Here is an 18,311-nt window from a genome sequence, read left to right as displayed (position 1 = left end):
GTGTATCGACTATCTGCTTCACCTTTATTTTTGAAATCTTAACTAAGGGGTGGAAGATGAATACAAAATCCAATCCATATGTTATTGGAGGCATTCTCGCTTTAATCATTGCAATGGGCATTGGGAGATTTTCCTATACCGTTATTCTTCCTTTTATGCAGGATGCTTTTTCATTTTCAAACTTGACCGCTGGCTTTTTAGCTACTTGTAATTATTTAGGCTATTTTTTCGGAGCATTACTGGCAAGTAAAATCACCACGAAATGTCATAAAGTACGCTTGCTCCGTATTGGATTAGTGATTAGCATTATGACTACTGCTATGATCGGCATTTTCCCATCTTACCCTATATGGTATATGGCAAGGTTTCTTTCAGGCGTTGCAAGTGCATATATTTTCGTTCTCATTTCCAGCATTGTCCTAGATCGACTTGCATATGAAAATCGATTACATTTATCCGGTTTATTTTATTCAGGTGTAGGACTAGGCATCATATTAAGCAGTCTCGTTGTCTCTAAATTAAACAAATTATTTCAATGGAATGGTACTTGGATTGGTCTAGCTTTATTGTGCAGTGGATTGTTTATAATCATTTGGTTCTTCATTCGAGAAGACGCAAATCCCAAGCCTTCATCTAGTCATTTACCGTTGCAGCACACATCTGCTCCACCGAGTAGCTGGATAATATGGCTTGTTATCTCTTATGGGTTAGAAGGATTAGGCTATATCGTCACAGGTACATTCATTGTTTCGATTGCTGAAAGCTCTGCACATTTTCAGGGAGACGCAACGACAGTTTGGCTTATTGTTGGAATATCTGCCTCTCCTTCCTGCATCATCTGGACCTATTTAGGGGAAAAAATTGGATTTATAAAATCATTAATGATTGCTATGCTCCTTCAAGCAATCGGGATCGTGCTACCCATATTCGAAGAGAAAGCGGGATTACTCTTTATAAGTGCATTTTTGTTTGGTGTGACCTTTATGGGAATTACGACGCTTGTTACAACTTTAGCAAAACAAATGTCTCCTATTAATAGTCATCGTTTGCTCGGCTATTTAACTGCTAGCTATGCGCTCGGGCAGCTGCTAGGACCCTCACTTGCTGGAATGTTGGCTACGATGACAAATAGCTTTCATTATGCTCTAGTTGGTGCTACTTTAACTGTATTATTTGGAGCAAGCCTGCTATTTGGAGGATTAAAATATGAAAAGAAATCATTACAGTAAGGAGACGAAATGAAAGAAAGGATGAGAAAGAGTAATTTGTAAATAAAAATAGCTCTCTGCTTAGAGAGCTTCGTTTATCAAGAAAGGGTATTCTGAATAAACATATTCGGAATACCCTTTATCATTTTATGTCTAATTTTTCTTATACTTTTCACAGTTCAAAGCTACTCAATTACTACTAATCTTTAAAAATGATTGATTAGTGTTGGTCTGGTATATCTAATGTTCTAATTGGATTGTTGTCAGCGTCTCCAACTGGAGTTCCAACTAATACGAAAGCAAACGATAAAAGCATTAATAATTTAATAACACTATTTTTCATTTTACTCCTCCTTAAATTAGATGATACTATTATCCTATACTAGTTATTATTTGTTGTAAAAAGGAATATTTAGAATTTATAGCCTATTAACGACTATATTTCTTGTTTTATATGTTATCTTCTATATAAGACGCTTATTTTATGAAAATAATCATAGGAGGGCAAATAATGGGGATTGAAAATATTGGGGACAAAATAAAAAATTTAAGAAAAAAAAGAGGAATGTCACAAGAAGACTTATGCAAAAATATTTGTTCACAATCTGAAATTAGTCGAATCGAAAATAACAAAATCAATCCATCCTCTTACATATTACAGCAAATTGCTATGAAATTTGGGGTTTCTATCGATTATTTCAATCATACTACTGATTCAGTAAGGGATGATTACAAAGAAACAGTAAAGAAACTATTAGAAAGAAATCGCAGAGAGAGAAATTATTTAGAAATTGAACGAATCATTAAACAAGAAGCAAATAGTCCTGCCATTATTAATTGTAAGTATATGATAGATTATATGAACTGGCATAGGGGAATTATTACATACCATTTACATGGAAATGCCGAGCTTGCTTTAAAATTATTAAACTCATCCCTAGACTTAAACGAAGCCGTATACTCAGATTTAGAAATTGAGATATTGAATAGTATGGGGATTATTTGCAGAAATGAGAAAAGGTACGAGGAAGGACAGTTATACTTTGAAAAAGCTTTAAACTCCATTAAAGACTTTCCATTTACGAATAGGGATCGCTTGTTTACGAAAATTAGCTATAATTTATCAAAATTATATACAGATATTCATCAATATGATGAATCATTACTGTTATGTGAGAACGGAATAAGGCTTTGTAAGTTAAATGAGGATATGTATTTATATGCAGAACTTCACTATCAATGTGGGCGTAATTGGATTAAAAAGGGAAATAAGCAACTTGGTTTACATTTTTGGAAAAAGTCAGTTGAAATATTTAAGATTGATGATAAAACAGAACTTGTAAAAATTATCGAATCTGAAATAAGTCTGTATGAAGAACACCAACAAACAGTATAAGGTTATGATTATCAACATATTTTACATTAAAATAAGTAATTTGAAGAAGTTAGGTAAGTTTATTTAATGAAAACAAGAAATGAATCGATAATTTGCGAGATTATCAACATTGAGATAATTAAGCAATCATATAAAATGCAATTTAAAGGAGGTTTACTATGAGAAGAAACTAGTTATATTGGCTTTTGAAGGTGATACCCGTTTTATGGACATAGCACCCAGTGACTGGTTATAAGTATTTTACTACTAGTATAATTGTTAATTATTATTTCTCCCAATAATAATAGCATGATAAAATTGCCTTCAAACAAATAGCATTCCGAATACGTCTATTCGGATGCTTTTTATTCTTTTCTATACCATTTCCGTGTAAAAAAACTGTAGAATAATCATTTTTTGATTTATCTACAGTCTCGTTCATTTCAACTAAATTTTCCGAGCTTTTCCTGCAGCACTTCTTTAAATTTTCCAGCCTCATCTACTCTGATTGCCACTTGCTCATATTCTCTCTTTATTCCCATCAGTAATGTTGCTTTAACAGGCTGCTTTAATCTTAAAATGACAGTCGGATAAACTTTCTCTAAATCACGAGCAACGAAATCAATCGTATTGTTTGAAAGCTTTTGTTCTAATATTTCTCGTTCTTCTATAACTTCGGCAATATCATCCCACCGTATTTCCATTCGCTTCATTAAACCTAGAGAAATATACATGCGATCATGCTCAACTTGGAGAGGGTTTAAGCGCACTGCTTGAATATCACCTAAAAACAAAATGGCTGAATAAATATTTAGCACGAGCAAAATGATCGATAAAATAAAAGCTTTATCATGAAGCCACCAATGAATGCCGATCGTTTCAATGACAATCGCATGAATGAGCATCAATTGAAAAGCAATTAAACTAGAATTTTTATGAAGAGTAAACGTATTTTCTTTCGATTGCGGCTTCTTTCTCCACATTCCAAAAGCATAGTAAAACAGGAGCAGTTCGGAGCAGATCACTTGAATAATTGGATGTTTCTTCACCTTCTCCTCTACAGCTGACGAAAAGGAAAATAAGAGTGGGATTTGACTTTTCTTCTTTACTTCTCGAATAATTTCAGGCAAATATTTAAAAAGGGTGATTAGCAATAGCAGTTCCAATAAAACAACTGCACTCTCTATTCCAAACCCAACCCATGTGACCATCTTGAACGGAGCGAAATATTCCATCGGGATAATGAATCTTGCCAATATTAATCCCAAACCCATTAAGATGATAAGATTCTTCCAGTTCATTTTACGCTTCCACGCTAAAAACAAAAGAGGAGCCACTATCGTTAAATCAATGATTGAGGCGATTACAATTCCATTCGGATTTTCAGGTAAATGACTAATTCCAAAAGAGGAACGATAGAGAGTTAGATTTGAAGCCAACACAAGCAATAATAAGCAAGGCCACGCAAAATGGATTGAGCTTTTCTTAACAACCATATTCCCCACCTAAACTTTCATTTAATTTGTACAATAAGCCATTTCTTCTCTCTATATAGTACCATTTATTTTCAAATTTGTTGATTAATTGTCTATAAATCACATCCATTAAATTGTGCATCACAATTTTTTACTTTCTTGCCTTATAGACTAAGGGGCGTCACAAAGTCGGAATTCAACTTATGCAACTCCCTATAAACTCGATATTAATATCATCATGTAAAACGACAATCATCTTCAAAAGTAGAAATTCCTGCTACACCCTCCAAATCATTATAGCAAATGGCCGCTTGGTAACGATTAAAAAGTGTAAACAGTTTAAATTTCACCTGAATCTGCTCCATTCCTTCAATAGCCAATACCTCTTTAAAAGCATGATTCAATGATAAGGATATGTCTATCGGGCTTTTAACTAAAAAGCCTGAGCCTTGCCATTTAAGAAGCGCTTCTTTTAATGTCCAGATTGTAAATAAGTACTTCTGCTTATCTTCACTTGGCAATGAATAGAGATAATCTCTTTCTCTCTTAGATAAGAAAAAATTCTCTACCCCATCGTTTATAGATTCAATTCTCTGTATATCAACGCCTATTTTCCCTTGGTTGACAGCCCCTATAAGTATGCAGCCTTCCGTATGTGAGAGACTAATATCTCCTGACCACCCTTCTAACGATGGCCTGCCTTGATGATCCTTTTTCAAAGAAAGCGTTGATGTATGTGCAAAATGATTTTTCACACTTTTCTTTGCTTCATAATATGAGAGAAGCGCTGCAAATTGATCAGGAAAATATTTATACTTATAAATTTCATCACGTTCCAATGGAGTCATTTCCTGCAATAACAAGGAAAAACGTTCCATCGATACTTTTTTGATTAATACACAGCTTGTGTGTACCTTAAATCGATTTGTCATATAAGTAGGCATTTTAATTAAGCAAAAACATGGTTGGGCAGTGGGAAATATCCTACCTCTTGTCCGTATTTTATGATGCTTTTGATGTATTCCTCACGCTGCGTAAAGTAAGAGTCATATTGACGTACAAATTGCCTCGTTTGCGTACAATCCCATTCCCATAATGTATCTTTTATGCCTTCACCTTCAATGATTGAAATGGCTAATTGCTTTGATTCCTGTGATAATTCATTCGTAAATACCCAATTGGAAAAATCCTCTGCACTTACTTGCTCAATGAAGTATCCATCTTTTCTTAATGCTTGAATAAATTCATTATATTTAAGTGGATTCGGATCGACGATATGAAAGGTCTTTCCGTAGGACTGTTCATTCATTGAAATATTCAAAATGGCATGACTTGCAATATCAACAGGCGTCAAGTCAACAATTGCATTTGACTGTTTCATTTTACCAAGGAGTATTCCTCCTTTAATCATGCGGTAAAATGCGTTACTATCAATATTTTTTTGAAATGCCCCAGAGGTAGAATGTCCCGTTAAATTACCGATTCTGAAAACATTTGCTTGAATGCCATCCTCCATTGCTTGATGGATTCGTTTTTCCGCTTCAAATTTGCTATTTGTATAAACACTTTTTAAGCAAGTAGAAAACGCAGATGGAAGCACTTCGCAATAATGTTCCCATAGCCCTTCTTCGGCAAGCTCTTCTGGTATCCCGATCGTTGAAATATACGTAAATGGAATATGTTTATTTACGTAAGCCAAGTCTAATAATCTTTGAGTTCCTTTTACATTGACATTATGAAAATGCTCTTCATCTCCGAAGTGGCGAACATCAGCCGCACAATGGATGATACGGTCTAAGGAATTCTTTAGTTTGGTATGAATCTCGTTAGTCAATCCTAATTGATCTATTCCGAGATCACCGAGCATAATTTCAATTCTTGTCATATCGATCTCTTCATTTGAAAAATAAGCAAGATTATCGAAAAGACGAGCTCTTGCTTCAATTTCACTTTTCCCTCTGACTAAACAAATTATTTTTGCATTCGTTTCATTCAGTAAGTCAAGCAATATATGGGTTCCTAGAAAGCCAGTCGATCCAGTCAGCAAAATTTGCTCTTCACTTTTCTCATGCTTGTATGTAGAATACCCGCTTTTTGGTTCTATTGAAACCGGGTACTCTTTCAAGCTTTTTGCGATCTTTGTTGTCTGTTTCTTTTCTAATTTTTTTGTTTCGTTTATGTATAGGGCTAGTTTCTCAACGGTCCTATTTTGATAAAAGTCTTGAATACTTAACATTGGAAAATGCGGCTTCAATCTTGCCAGTGCATTTAATATTTTAAACGAGCTTGCCCCAATCGTAAAAATATCCTCTTTAATATCGAACATCTCTAACAAGAGCTCTGTACCCAACTCTTTTACTAAAATTTCTTCTGTTTCATTACGAGGACCTGTAATATCTTGCATAAAAAATGACTGGATATCAATATGCTCTAGCTTCTTCCGATCAATTTTACCTGTCGGTGCAATCGGCATTTCCTCAAGCTTAATTAAATAAGCAGGGATCATATATTCAGGCAAAGCCTTTTTCATTTCGCTTTCTAGCCATTGCTTCGAAACATCTACATTTTCTTTAAGCTTATAGAAGCCATACAACTCTTTATTTCCATTGTTTGCCCTAGCAACGACTGCTACCTCATGAACATAGTCTAACCCTTGCAGGAAATTTTCGATTTCACCTATTTCGACACGGTGACCTCTAATTTTTACTTGGTCATCCTTCCTTCCGAGGAATTCGATTGTCCCTTCTTGCAATAGCTTTACAATGTCCCCAGTTTTATAGAGAGAGTAAGCATTTGTTTCATTTCGCTGTATAAAAACCTCATTCGTCTTTTCAGGCTGGTTAAGATAGCCAATAGAAACACCAGGACCTTCAATAATTAATTCACCTGGTTCGTTTGGCAAACATAACTGACCCTCCTCATTAGCGACGTATAGCTTCACATTTTGAATAGGCTTTCCGATCGGAACATTCGCCACATTTTTAGGCAGCTGAAAATTCAAATCATAATAACTTGCCATAACAGTCGTTTCAGTTGGTCCATAGAAATTACTCAACATTGGAGACAGTCCAAATTTGTCTTGCCAAATTCGCACCATTTCTCCAGTCAATGCTTCACCTGCTAATGCTAAAACCTCTAGGGAAGAAAGCTTTTCTATTGCTTCCTTTTCAAGCATCGGAACCATGTTATTAAAAAAGGCAGTAGGCAAAATCATATTTGTTATTTTATGCGCATGAATTTCTTCCAATAGTGCTGCATGATCCATTCTTGCTTTTTCAGATAAGAGATGGAGCTGAACACCGTTAAGCAACGCTTGAAATAAATCAATAATGGAAGCATCGAAACTAAAGGAAGCAAATTCAGATATGACGGTATGTTCATGGAATTGATAATGATCTGAGAGCCATTCAGCTAAATTGAGCACTCCAACATGCTTTAGCAATGTTCCTTTTGGCGTTCCCGTAGATCCCGATGTGTAGATGACATAAGCGATATCTTCATTAACCAATTCCTTGCATGTCATATTTTCTTTTACACATTTCATATCATTCACTTCAATAATGATTGGATCATTTTTTAAAATCGGCAGTTTCTTACGGACTTCTGATTCAGTAAGAAGAACTGCGCAATTCGTATTACTGATCATATAATCAATTCGTTCTGCAGGATAAGCTGGATCAATTGGAACATAAATCGCACCGGTCTTTAACACACCTAATAATCCCATCACAGCTTCTATACTTCTGTTCAAAAAAACGCCGACAAAATCTCCTTTCTTTACACCTTTGTTAAGTAACTCTAAAGCCACCCCATTAGAATATTCATTCAGTTCTGCATAAGTTAGTCGCTGATTTTGATTTGATAAAGCGATTCTAGATGGGAATTTGGACACTTGCTCGTAAAACCTGTCTACAATCGTTTGACCTGAGAACCATTTTTCACTGTTATTCATATTTTTGTATAGTCCTTTAGTCCTAGGTACATATGATAGATCAAAACTATTTTGACTATAGCTCATTACATTTCTCCTTATTTTTTTACAAAATCCATCAAAAATTGACATTTTATCCAATATTCATTATGGTAAAATAGTTGTAGTTAGTCAATTTATTAATCGGGAGATATAATCAAATGTTTAACAAAAAATCCTTTATTTTTAAAAATTTGTTTATTTCAATTACCATGATTATTTGTATCGGCCTATTAATTACAGCTTCATGCTTCTTTGTTTTAACAAACACGATGAAGTCGTCTATTCTAAATGAAGCTAAAACACTCGCTACATCCTGGGGTGAAACACTCGAAATGGATGTCGTTTTGGATGCGATGAGATCCAAAGATTTCACCACAGCCTCTCAGCAAGAACTAACAGAAATTTTTGATTCGATTTCAGCGAACAATCCAAAAGTTGCTCAAGGGTATATCTTTAGCACCGAACTAGTTGATGGAAGCTATACTCCTGTTTATGCTGTTCCCTCACATTTAGTGGAGTATTTAACATCAGAGGGAGTGAATGTTGCAGATCCTTTTCCACAGCCAGAACAAATTGTTCAAGGAATCAAAGAGTTAGTGGAGAAAAAAACACTCGTATCGACTGATATTTATTCTGATGATATCGGGACTTGGGTGACAGAATTATATCCTCTGAAAAATGAACATGGTGAAGTATTTGCTTATTTCGGCATCGATTTTGATGCAAGCTTAATCAAAACTTCACAACATGAGTTAATTATGGTTAGCGTTTCCATTCTTCTGCCAGGGTTAATTGTAGCGATTATCCTACAAATCTTCTTTACAAGAAGAGGCTTCCGTCCTCTTCGAGAGCTTATGAGTGGATTAAATCAAGTAAGCAGTGGAGACTTTACTGTTCAATTAACAAATATAGGTACTGATGAATTAGGAAGACTAAATCAATCCTTTAACGAAATGGTTAAAGGTGTTAATAAAATGATTTTAAAGGTAAAAGAGTCCGCTGAAAAAATAAAAACATCTTCTGACGTTCTGAATGAAACAGCGGTATTAACCGATAAGCACTCTTCCGAAATTACTTTAGTGACGGAAGAAATGTCTTTATCGATAACAAATCAAGAGAATTCCATTACCGATACTGCGATCGCCATCGATGAGGTAACGAAAGCTATACAATCCATTGCCTCAAGCTCAACACAAGTTAGCGCCGTTTCTATCGATATGGATAACATAACAGAAGAAGGAAATGCATCTGTTCAAAAGCTTGAAGAGCAAATGAAAGTCATCGGAACTCGCTTTGAGTTAACAACGAATTCGATCCAAACATTGAAAAGTCGTTCAATCGAAATTGGAAAACTTCTGGATATTATTACAGGTATTGCGGAGCAAACGAATTTGTTAGCTTTAAATGCAGCTATTGAGGCTGCACGTGCAGGAGAAGCTGGAAAAGGATTTTCGGTTGTAGCTGAGGAAGTTCGAAAGCTAGCAGAAGAGTCTAATCAATCAGCTAACTCAATTGCAAGCTTGATCAATGAAATTCAAAGTGAAACAGAAGAAGCCTTTTTACTGATGGAAAAAGGCAATATTGAAATCCAAAAAGGGACAGAGCTTGTTGACAACTCTGGAGAAATATTTAACAAATTAAAGAACTGCTCCAAGGATGTTTCAACTACCATCATAGACGTATCTGGCTCTGCTCAAGAAATATCGGCAAGTGCCGAAGAAATTGCAGCTACGGCTGAGCAGCTTAAAAATATTGCTAGAGAGAACACTGCTTTTTCAAATAATATTTCTGAAAATGCTAAGCACCATCATAATAGCGTTTCTAACTTAATTGATTCCTCTGAAGGCTTAAATGTATTAGCTGGGGAGCTGGAAATGTTAGTTGAGGATTTCACCGTTTCTAAATAAAATTTAAAGACAATAGAAAACATCTTTTCACAAATGAAATGCACCCGCTCATTAGTTTCGGCTAATCTTTGGGTGCATTTTGTTACGGGATTTTGTTTTATTTTTATAATAAACAATTACATTATAACAACTTTGAATAAATCACCATTGTGAAAGGGACAGAAAAGCTAATAACGCTGCCGATTATGATAATGGTTTGAAAGGATGTGAGCGTTATAGCACTGAATGAAAAAGTGAAATAGCTTAATATAAGCAGAGTTCCAAATAATACAAAATAGTTAATAAACATCGCTTTCCCAACAATGGATTTTGAACGCTCATCACTTGGGTATAGATGGGGAGAAAGGTAAGCCATCATAAATTGATTTAATCCAAGTGCAAACAGCATAATGGAGTTTGGAAATCGGTTATGTAAAAGATCGGTCGTCATCGTATACATAGAAACTATTGTGATGAAGATAGCAGAAAAAAGAAACGTATAACGATTCGTCACTGCTTGATTTGCCTTTTTCATTCTTTATTCCTCCTCGTAAACAAATATATCTTCAATTTGGCAATTAAATAATCGCGCCAATTTAAAAGCAAGTGTAATGGATGGATTATAGCGTTCCTTTTCCAATGAAATAATCGTTTGCCGTGATACATTTAATCTCTCAGCTAACTCATCTTGCGTGAAATTATATTTCACTCGAAAATGCTTAATATTATTCTTCATTTTTCACCTACTCAAAAAGGAAAACAAACTTTATGTTAAGTATACTTTACAAATCTTTTTTCAAAAAGTCAAGTGTACTTTACATTTTTTGTTGATTGAAGGGGAAATCAACATCCAAATTTAATCCAATTGGAAAAGCTAGCGCAAACACCAAATCCTTTCAGTGAGAGCCCTAGCCGTTATTATTTTTTTGAAATTCATCCTTTTTTAGATTATGCGAGCGTAAATCCTAGCTTCATATGGAGAAAGCTGAAGGGTTTCCGTTTGTTCATGATCCACCACTTCAAGATTTGAAAGAATCAGTTCTGAACGCTTGTAAACAATGTCGTCTACTTTATCAACCGTAACCGATTCCGGAGATAAATTACATAATATAATGGCCTTTTGATCTCCGAGAGTACGAGTATACGCATAAAGAGAAGGATGAGCTTCTTGCAAAATATCATAAATCCCATATGTGAAGAGCTCAGCCTTTTTGCGCAGCTGAATCATCTTTTTATAATAATTCAATATTGAGTTTGGATCGTTTTCTTGAGCTTCTACATTTATTTTTGAATAGTTCGGATTCACACCGATCCATGGTGTTCCATTCGTAAATCCAGCATTTTTTCTTGCAGACCATTGCATCGGCGTTCGGGCATTATCTCGACTTGTCGCCCAAATCATTTCCATCGCTTGCTCATGTAAATCGCCTTGTGCTAATCTGCTCGTGTATAGATTCTTCGTCGCTACATCATTATAATCTTCAATCACAGGAAATTTAACATTTGTCATTCCTAATTCTTGGCCTTGATAAATAAATGGTGTACCTTGCATAAAAAAGTACATCGTTGCCAATGCTGTTGCACTTTCTCGCCAATACCGTTCATCATTTCCCCATGTTGATACAGATCGGGCCTTATCATGATTTTCGATAAATAAGGCATTCCAGCCGCTTCCTTCTAATGCCTTCTGCCACTCTGTTAATACTCGTTTAAGCTTAAGAATATCCAGCTTTTTCGTTTCAACATCCCATAAGCTTAAATGCTCAAACTGAAAAATCATATCGAATTTTCCGTCTTTCCTATCTACCCAATCATGAATTTCATCCACACCAACTCCATTTGCTTCACCGACTGTCATAATATCGTATTTCGCAAATGTTTCTTGCTTCATTTCCGCTAAAAACGGCATAATACCTGGGACATTCATATACTTCTCCCAAGCAGGGACATAAGACATCTCAGTTGGATTCGGCATGCTTGTGAATGTAGGGTCTTTTTTAATATGGCTAATGGCATCAAATCGGAAGCCGTCTACACCCTTATCAAGCCACCAATTCATCATCTTATACAAGGCCTGTCGGACTTCTTCATTCTCCCAGTTTAAATCTGGTTGTTTCTTTGAAAATAAATGCAAATAATATTGCTTCGTCTCTTTATCAAATTCCCAAGCTGGACCCCCGAAAATACTTCCCCAATTATTTGGAGCCTCACCATTTACAGAATCTCGCCAAACATACCAATCACGCTTATCATTCGTTTTGGAAGATCTTGATTCAATAAACCATGGATGCTCATCACTCGTATGATTAATCACTAAATCAATAATGAGCTTCATCCCTCGACGATGCACTTCTTTTAGGAGCAAATCAAAATCATCCATTGTTCCGAACTCTTCCATAATCTCCTGATAATCACTAATATCATAACCATTATCATCATTAGGTGATCGATACATTGGACATATCCAAATGACATCAATCCCTAAATCCTGTAAATAATCTAAACGAGTAATCAGTCCATTCAGATCCCCGATTCCATCGTCATTAGAATCTTGAAAGCTGCGGGGATAAACTTGATAGGCAACCGCTTCCTTCCACCATATTCTCTCCATATTGGCCTCCTTCTTCTATTCAGAAGTTTTAAATATTTTTACAAGATTCCCGTTCTATTAGAGTCGTTTGTACAAAGTGATGAGTAACAGCTGCATTCGGATCACGGACTTTTTCTAATAGAAAGTTTGTTGCTTCAAAACCAAGCTCAAATATCGAAATATCGACAGAAGTTAATGGTGGGCTCACATATGCGGATAACGAGTGATTATTAAAGCTTATTATGGAAAGATGATTCGGAACGTGAATAGAAAGCTCTTCTAAACAACGAATAATTTCATAGGCGATCAAATCGTCATGTGCCACGATAGCTGTCGGCGCCGCCGCAAGCTGCATCATTTTATGTAACTCTTCATTCTCCTTTGCTTTAAATGCTTGATCATGGATAAAGTACGCATCTGAATAAGTAAGATTTGCATCTTCTAATGCTTGTTTATAACCCTCTAAACGATCTCTTGAAACGACAAAATCGAGATCTCCTCCAATAAATGCAATCTGCCGATGACCTAATTGATAAAGATAATTCACGACGTCATGAGCAATTTTTCGATTATCATTATCAATATATGTAATCTCATTCTCATATTTATAAGGACGGCCTACCATTGTAAACGGAAATTTCTCAGCCTTTAAATAGTTCATCGTCCGATCATTTACACGAGAATAAAGCAGAATAATCCCATCCACCTTTCTCCCTTGGACCATTGAGACAACTTCTTGATGAATTTCTTCCTCAGTCCCACCTGTTGATAAATAAATTCCATATTGACTAGAATGAGCGCTTGCACAAATTCCCCGAATAACCTCTGGAAAAAACGGATTTTGAAATGCCATTGAAGTCGAATGCGACATAATAACGCCGATCGTTTTTGTACTTTTGGCAGCTAAATTTCTCGCTTGAAAGTTTGGATAATATTCCAAGCGCTCCATTACCTCTCTTACTTTTCGCTTCGTTTGCTCACTAATTCGCGGACTATCTGCGATAACACGGGAGACCGTAGATGGTGAGACCTTTGCTTCTCTTGCCACATCGATGATTGTAACAGCCAACTAAGACTCCCTCCTTTCACTAATTTACTTTATGGCCCCTTCAGACACACCTTTAATAATTTCTCGTTGAGCGAAGAAATAGGCAATAATGACTGGAATAATCGCTATTGTAAGTCCAGCCAATGCAAGGTGCCATTGTTTTGTATATTCTCCGAAGAAAAAGAACATCTTTAATGGGATCGTCTCCATCCCTTGTTTATTAATCACTAAAGACGGTAATAAGTAGTCATTCCATATCCAAATTGTATTTAAAATGGCCACCGTTACTGTAATAGGTTTGAGCATTGGAAAAATGATATACCAAAAAACTTGGAATTTATTCGCTCCATCAATTGTAGCAGCTTCGTCTAAAGAGCGTGGTATTGAATTTAAAGCACCATGGTATAAAAAGATGGATAAGCTCGCACCAAATCCTAAATACATAAAGATTAAACCTGAACGATTTAGCATTTCAAACTTCCCAAAAATCGTTATCAGTGGAATCATGACCGATTGAAAAGGAATGAGCATTGCCGCCACAAACACAAAGAAAATAATCGTACTAATCCTGCTCTTTGCACGTGAGAGCGCGTAAGCTCCCATTGCCGAAAAAATAATAATAAGGGCGACACTAATGATCGTAATGATTAATGAGTTTGCAAATGTTCTCAGAAAATCGAATTCCACAAATGCTTGCACATAGTTATCAAATGTTACAGTGCTTGGTGGTTTTAATGTATCCTCGAAAATTTCACGCTTTGTTTTTAAAGAGTTCACGATCATTAAATAAAAGGGAGCAAGCCAAACAAGCGCTAAAAAAATTCCGATTAATTCTAGAAGGATGCGATACGGCTTTCGCATTACATTTCCACCTCACGTTTCTTATTAATATACACTTGAACTAATGCAATTACGGCAACGATAATGAAAAATATGACAGCTTTTGCTTGAGCTTATGCCATATCATAGCGACCAAATGCAGTATTGAATATTTCCATCGCCACCATTTGTGTAGAATGAAAAGGGCCTCCACCAGTTAAGCTCAAGTTTTGATCGTATAGCTTAAATGTGTTTGAAAGCGTTAAAAACATACTAACTGTAAACGCTGGGGCGACGAGTGGAAATACAACATAGCGAAATCTTTGAAAGGCATTTGCACCGTCAATTTCAGCTGATTCAAGTAATTCCTTTGAAACACCCTCCAAATAAGCAATATAAATGACCATAATATAGCCAGACATTTGCCAGCTCATGACAATGACTAGTCCCCAAAAGCCAGTTCGAGGCGTTGACAGCCATCCTTGCAGGCTCTCCATCCCGATCATAGCACCAAACCCATCAAATGCTTTCATAAAAATAAATTGCCAGATAAACCCGAGGATTAATCCTCCGATTAAATTCGGCATAAAGAAAATCGTACGCAATGCTTTATTCGTCTTTAATTTAGCTGTTACAAGGAGTGCGAGTGATAAGCCAATTAAATTTTTATCATTTATCTGTGAAAACGTTTGCACAAATGATTAGAAAAACTTGGTATTCGCCAAGTCCTTTCGGCGAATACCTTAGCTTTTCTTATGCGGTATTGCAAACGCTAAAATTATTTGAACTATATATTACTTGAGTACGATAATAAACTTTAACTTTCCTACTAGCCCAAAAAAGAATGCAAAGTTTTTGCGAAAACGTTTGCACAAAAGTTGTTGAATTTATCCTAACATACCGCCCAAGCAATAACAAGTTTTAATTTATTCACAATTCTGTTTTTTTAATTAACAAGCATTGCCGCCCCTAGCATTCCCGCTTCATTTCCGAAAGCCGCACGCCTTATTTGTAAAGGATTAAGTTTTAATGGGTCGACTTTTTTAATAAGAATTTCCCACCAATCATCTGCAGATTCTGAAACACCCCCACCGACAACAACGCAATCTATATCTAATACTGCTTGCAGAGAAGCGATGATAATCGCAAAATCTGAAAGAAAGCGCTCACGAACAGCAATTGCATTTGAGACACCATTCTCTGCTAATTGAAAGATGTTTTGTGGCAATACGAGTTCTCCTGTTTTCGGATCGATAATCTGCTGCTCTTGAATCATTCTTCTTAATGCCGTCCCCGAAACATATTGTTCACTGCAGCCACTTCTTCCACAACCACAGGCAAGTCCATTAGGATACAAAATCATATGCCCAACTTCTCCAGCACCTCCATGCATACCGTTCATCACTTGACCGTCAAATACTAATCCTCCTCCAAGCCCTGTTCCGATTGTCAAGCAAACGACCCGTTCAAAGCCTTTTGCTGCCCCGAGTACGACTTCAGCAAGAGCTGCACAATTCGCATCGTTATTAATTTCAACACGTATTCCAGTTGCCTTTTCTAATAGAGATTTAACCGGCGTCCCTTGCCAGCCTTCCAGCTCTTTTTCGAAAGTAACGACACCTGTCTTCGCATCAACCATTCCTCGCGTACCAATTCCAATGCCTTCTAGTTCAGGATATTCTGCCTTTACTTTTAAAATCTGTTCCTCCAAATAAGGATATAACGGCAATTTTGTAGGGATCGTTCTATCTTCTAGAACCTCACCAATTTCATTGACAACACCAAGACGGATTTTCGTTCCTCCAATATCAACACCTAATACTTTCTTCAATTGACATCCCCCTATTTATATATTCTTAACACAAATGCCTCATAAGGTCTTACTTCTATTATCTCATCACCTATTAATGGAGCTTCATAGTTTGCTATTATTATATGTATGTTTTGACTATTCACTTCACAATCATCCCAAGCAATTTTTTCTGTATGCTTTGAAAAATTAGTAACGATTAACCATTCCTCTTCCTTGATTATTCGCTTATAAACGAAAAGATGTGGATGATTTGGCCATAATAATTGAAAGCTTCCGTACGTCAGAATGTCATATTTCTTTCTTAATTGAATGAGCTTTTGGTACGTATAAAAAATAGATGATGGATCGGAAAGTGTTTGTTCGGCGTTAATGTCTATAGTATTTGGATTCATCTGAATCCAAGGTGTTCCTGTCGTGAATCCCCCATCTGAAGTCCATTGCATCGGAGTTCTTGCATTATCTCGACCTTTCGCATAAATGCTTGACATAATGGTTTCATGCGGGACTCCGAGCTTCCGTTTTTCCTTGTACATATTAAGTGTTTCAATATCTCGATAGTCACTAATGGCGGCAAACTTTACATTTGTCATGCCCAGTTCTTCCCCTTGATAAATATAAGGTGTTCCTTGAAGGAAATGTAGACAAATGGCCAGCATTTTAGCAGACTTCTCGCGATATTGCTTATCATCTCCAAATCGTGATACAATCCGAGGTTGATCATGATTATTCCAATAAAGACTATTCCAGCCGGTATGATAAAGGGCATGCTGCCACTTCTCAAAGTTACGCTTTAATTCAACTAAATCCAATGATTGAATATCCCATTTCTCATATGGACCATTATCTAAATTCATATGCTCAAATGTAAAGACCATATTCACTTCTTCATTTTCCGGATTCGTATAAATTCGTGCATCCTCTGTCGTTGCTCCAGGCATTTCTCCCACTGTTAACACATCATAATGACGTAATACCCTCTCATTCATTTCACGTAAATACGTGTGGATTTTCGGTCCATTTATAAAATACGGACTCCCATCCCCATACAATTGTTCATGGTGGACGACTCCATTAGGTAATCGTTCATCTTTGGAAATGAAATTAATGACATCCATCCGAAAGCCACCAATGCCCTTATCTAGCCAATAGGTCATCATGTCATATATTTCATTTCTTAGTGGTTCATATTCCCAATTCAAGTCAGGCTGCTTTTTTGAGAATAAATGCAAATAATAAGAGTTTGTCAGACTATCTTTCTCCCAAGCAGATCCAGAAAAAACGGAGCCCCAATTATTCGGAGGGGTTTCATCATCACTATCTCGCCAAATATAATAATCACGATATGGAGAATCTTTGGAGGAACGTGATTCCACGAACCATATATGTTCATCTGAAGTGTGATTAACGACGAGGTCCATCACAATTCGAATCCCTCGATTATTCGCTTCATCTATTAATCTTTCAAAATCATTCATTGTTCCAAATTCCTGCATAATCATGCGATAATCTCGAATATCATAGCCATTATCATCATTCGGAGAATCATAGACTGGACTTAGCCAAATAACATCAACACCTAATTTTTCTAAATAATAAAGCTTTGAAATGATGCCCTGTAAATCACCGATGCCGTCACCGTTAGAATCCATAAAGCTCCGTGGATAAATTTGATAAACGACACTCCGTTTCCACCATGGCTCATTTAATTGAGTCATTTCCCCACCACCTTATGTACGTATTTGGCATTATTTTAAACTTTTTCCAATTATGTTGCAAACGCTTGCACTATATTTTTAATCCCTATATGAGCATTATCTTATATTGACCATTGGAACACGAAACAGTATACTGGATATGTATAAAAAAATGTAAACTCAAAAGGAGTTTGTTTTATGAGTGTGAGTGTTCTTAACTAAACCGTAATTTCATACGGCCTTGATTACAGCAAAAAACCGGTATATCTGCTGGTTTATTAAGTTTGCACTTTTTTCAAGGATGTTAAGAACAAGCATCATAGCATAGAAGATCCGTGAACCAGCTATGGCATGTTTTGTCATAGCTTTTTTGTGTACAAAAAATGAAAAGAACGATGGATTTCCACGTTTCTATTAATGTACGCAAAAT

General features: G+C 36.1%; 14 protein-coding genes and 1 pseudogene. 3 read left to right on the top strand and 12 right to left on the bottom strand.

The genetic code is table 11. From position 1 onward, the window contains the following. The first annotated feature begins 56 nt into the window (after positions 1-56). The gene (locus KDN24_RS02825; RefSeq protein WP_409975185.1) at positions 57-1,229 is read left to right on the top strand and encodes a YbfB/YjiJ family MFS transporter; all 1,173 of its coding nucleotides are present in this window, start codon (positions 57-59) and stop codon (positions 1,227-1,229) included. Positions 1,230-1,428: 199 nt separating this feature from the next. Here KDN24_RS02825 and KDN24_RS02820 read toward each other — a convergent pair whose 3' ends face one another. After that, positions 1,429-1,551, bottom strand: coding sequence for a hypothetical protein (locus KDN24_RS02820; RefSeq protein ID WP_409975184.1), 123 nt, complete (start codon positions 1,549-1,551; stop codon positions 1,429-1,431). A gap of 168 nt (positions 1,552-1,719) precedes the next feature. Between KDN24_RS02820 and KDN24_RS02815 the strand changes: the two genes are divergently transcribed. After that, a complete protein-coding gene (locus tag KDN24_RS02815; protein ID WP_409975183.1) occupies positions 1,720-2,604 on the top strand; it encodes a helix-turn-helix domain-containing protein in 885 nt (294 codons plus the stop codon). A gap of 422 nt (positions 2,605-3,026) precedes the next feature. On the opposite strand, the gene KDN24_RS02810 is transcribed toward KDN24_RS02815, so the two are convergent. From KDN24_RS02810 to KDN24_RS02800, 3 genes are all read right to left on the bottom strand, one after another. Beyond that, positions 3,027-4,079, bottom strand: coding sequence for a beta-carotene 15,15'-monooxygenase (locus KDN24_RS02810; protein WP_409975182.1), 1,053 nt, complete (start codon positions 4,077-4,079; stop codon positions 3,027-3,029). 215 nt (positions 4,080-4,294) lie between these two features. Then, positions 4,295-4,897: a 4'-phosphopantetheinyl transferase family protein gene (locus KDN24_RS02805; protein WP_409975181.1), complete on the bottom strand. Its 603-nt coding sequence runs from the start codon at positions 4,895-4,897 to the stop codon at positions 4,295-4,297. A gap of 110 nt (positions 4,898-5,007) precedes the next feature. Beyond that, positions 5,008-8,076 (bottom strand): non-ribosomal peptide synthetase, encoded by a 3,069-nt coding sequence (locus tag KDN24_RS02800; RefSeq protein WP_491348285.1) that lies wholly within the window; start codon positions 8,074-8,076, stop codon positions 5,008-5,010. Positions 8,077-8,189: 113 nt separating this feature from the next. Between KDN24_RS02800 and KDN24_RS26335 the strand changes: the two genes are divergently transcribed. Beyond that, the gene (locus tag KDN24_RS26335; RefSeq protein ID WP_525931270.1) at positions 8,190-9,938 is read left to right on the top strand and encodes a methyl-accepting chemotaxis protein; all 1,749 of its coding nucleotides are present in this window, start codon (positions 8,190-8,192) and stop codon (positions 9,936-9,938) included. Between the two features lie 121 nt (positions 9,939-10,059). Here KDN24_RS26335 and KDN24_RS02785 read toward each other — a convergent pair whose 3' ends face one another. From KDN24_RS02785 to KDN24_RS02750, 8 genes and pseudogenes are all read right to left on the bottom strand, one after another. After that, positions 10,060-10,452 carry a hypothetical protein gene (locus KDN24_RS02785; RefSeq protein WP_409975178.1) on the bottom strand — a complete coding sequence of 131 codons (393 nt, stop codon included), beginning with the start codon at positions 10,450-10,452 and terminating at the stop codon, positions 10,060-10,062. Between the two features lie 3 nt (positions 10,453-10,455). Then, positions 10,456-10,653 carry a helix-turn-helix transcriptional regulator gene (locus KDN24_RS02780; protein ID WP_409975177.1) on the bottom strand — a complete coding sequence of 66 codons (198 nt, stop codon included), beginning with the start codon at positions 10,651-10,653 and terminating at the stop codon, positions 10,456-10,458. Positions 10,654-10,860: 207 nt separating this feature from the next. Beyond that, positions 10,861-12,528 carry a glycoside hydrolase family 13 protein gene (locus KDN24_RS02775; RefSeq protein ID WP_409975176.1) on the bottom strand — a complete coding sequence of 556 codons (1,668 nt, stop codon included), beginning with the start codon at positions 12,526-12,528 and terminating at the stop codon, positions 10,861-10,863. A gap of 28 nt (positions 12,529-12,556) precedes the next feature. Then, positions 12,557-13,576, bottom strand: a complete 1,020-nt coding sequence (locus tag KDN24_RS02770; protein ID WP_409975175.1) for a LacI family DNA-binding transcriptional regulator — start codon at positions 13,574-13,576, stop codon at positions 12,557-12,559. Positions 13,577-13,600: 24 nt separating this feature from the next. Then, positions 13,601-14,416, bottom strand: coding sequence for a carbohydrate ABC transporter permease (locus tag KDN24_RS02765; RefSeq protein ID WP_409975174.1), 816 nt, complete (start codon positions 14,414-14,416; stop codon positions 13,601-13,603). Beyond that, positions 14,416-15,039 (bottom strand): annotated as a pseudogene (locus tag KDN24_RS02760) (carbohydrate ABC transporter permease); the annotation flags it as partial. The pseudogene KDN24_RS02760 and the gene KDN24_RS02765, both read right to left, overlap by 1 nt. Positions 15,040-15,320: 281 nt before the next feature. Beyond that, the gene (locus KDN24_RS02755; protein WP_409975173.1) at positions 15,321-16,205 is read right to left on the bottom strand and encodes an ROK family protein; all 885 of its coding nucleotides are present in this window, start codon (positions 16,203-16,205) and stop codon (positions 15,321-15,323) included. 11 nt (positions 16,206-16,216) lie between these two features. Continuing rightward, positions 16,217-17,902, bottom strand: coding sequence for a glycoside hydrolase family 13 protein (locus KDN24_RS02750; RefSeq protein ID WP_409975172.1), 1,686 nt, complete (start codon positions 17,900-17,902; stop codon positions 16,217-16,219). Positions 17,903-18,311 lie beyond the last annotated feature (409 nt).

This window comes from Cytobacillus sp. Bva_UNVM-123, assembly GCF_046351715.2.
Classification (GTDB): Bacteria; Bacillota; Bacilli; order Bacillales; family Cytobacillaceae; genus Cytobacillus.
Note: the sequence above shows the minus strand (reverse complement) of the source record. Positions and strands in the feature narration are given on the sequence as shown.

Bases quoted from the DNA above. Each gene is read 5' to 3' on its own strand.
- KDN24_RS02825 (WP_409975185.1), top strand. From the start codon at position 57: ATGAATACAAAATCCAATCCATATGTTATTGGAGGCATTCTCGCTTTA.
- KDN24_RS02820 (WP_409975184.1), bottom strand. From the start codon at position 1,551: ATGAAAAATAGTGTTATTAAATTATTAATGCTTTTATCGTTTGCTTTC.
- KDN24_RS02815 (WP_409975183.1), top strand. From the start codon at position 1,720: ATGGGGATTGAAAATATTGGGGACAAAATAAAAAATTTAAGAAAAAAA.
- KDN24_RS02810 (WP_409975182.1), bottom strand. From the start codon at position 4,079: ATGGTTGTTAAGAAAAGCTCAATCCATTTTGCGTGGCCTTGCTTATTA.
- KDN24_RS02800 (WP_491348285.1), bottom strand. From the start codon at position 8,076: ATGAGCTATAGTCAAAATAGTTTTGATCTATCATATGTACCTAGGACT.
- KDN24_RS26335 (WP_525931270.1), top strand. From the start codon at position 8,190: ATGTTTAACAAAAAATCCTTTATTTTTAAAAATTTGTTTATTTCAATT.
- KDN24_RS02785 (WP_409975178.1), bottom strand. From the start codon at position 10,452: ATGAAAAAGGCAAATCAAGCAGTGACGAATCGTTATACGTTTCTTTTT.
- KDN24_RS02780 (WP_409975177.1), bottom strand. From the start codon at position 10,653: ATGAAGAATAATATTAAGCATTTTCGAGTGAAATATAATTTCACGCAA.
- KDN24_RS02775 (WP_409975176.1), bottom strand. From the start codon at position 12,528: ATGGAGAGAATATGGTGGAAGGAAGCGGTTGCCTATCAAGTTTATCCC.
- KDN24_RS02765 (WP_409975174.1), bottom strand. From the start codon at position 14,416: ATGCGAAAGCCGTATCGCATCCTTCTAGAATTAATCGGAATTTTTTTA.
- KDN24_RS02750 (WP_409975172.1), bottom strand. From the start codon at position 17,902: ATGACTCAATTAAATGAGCCATGGTGGAAACGGAGTGTCGTTTATCAA.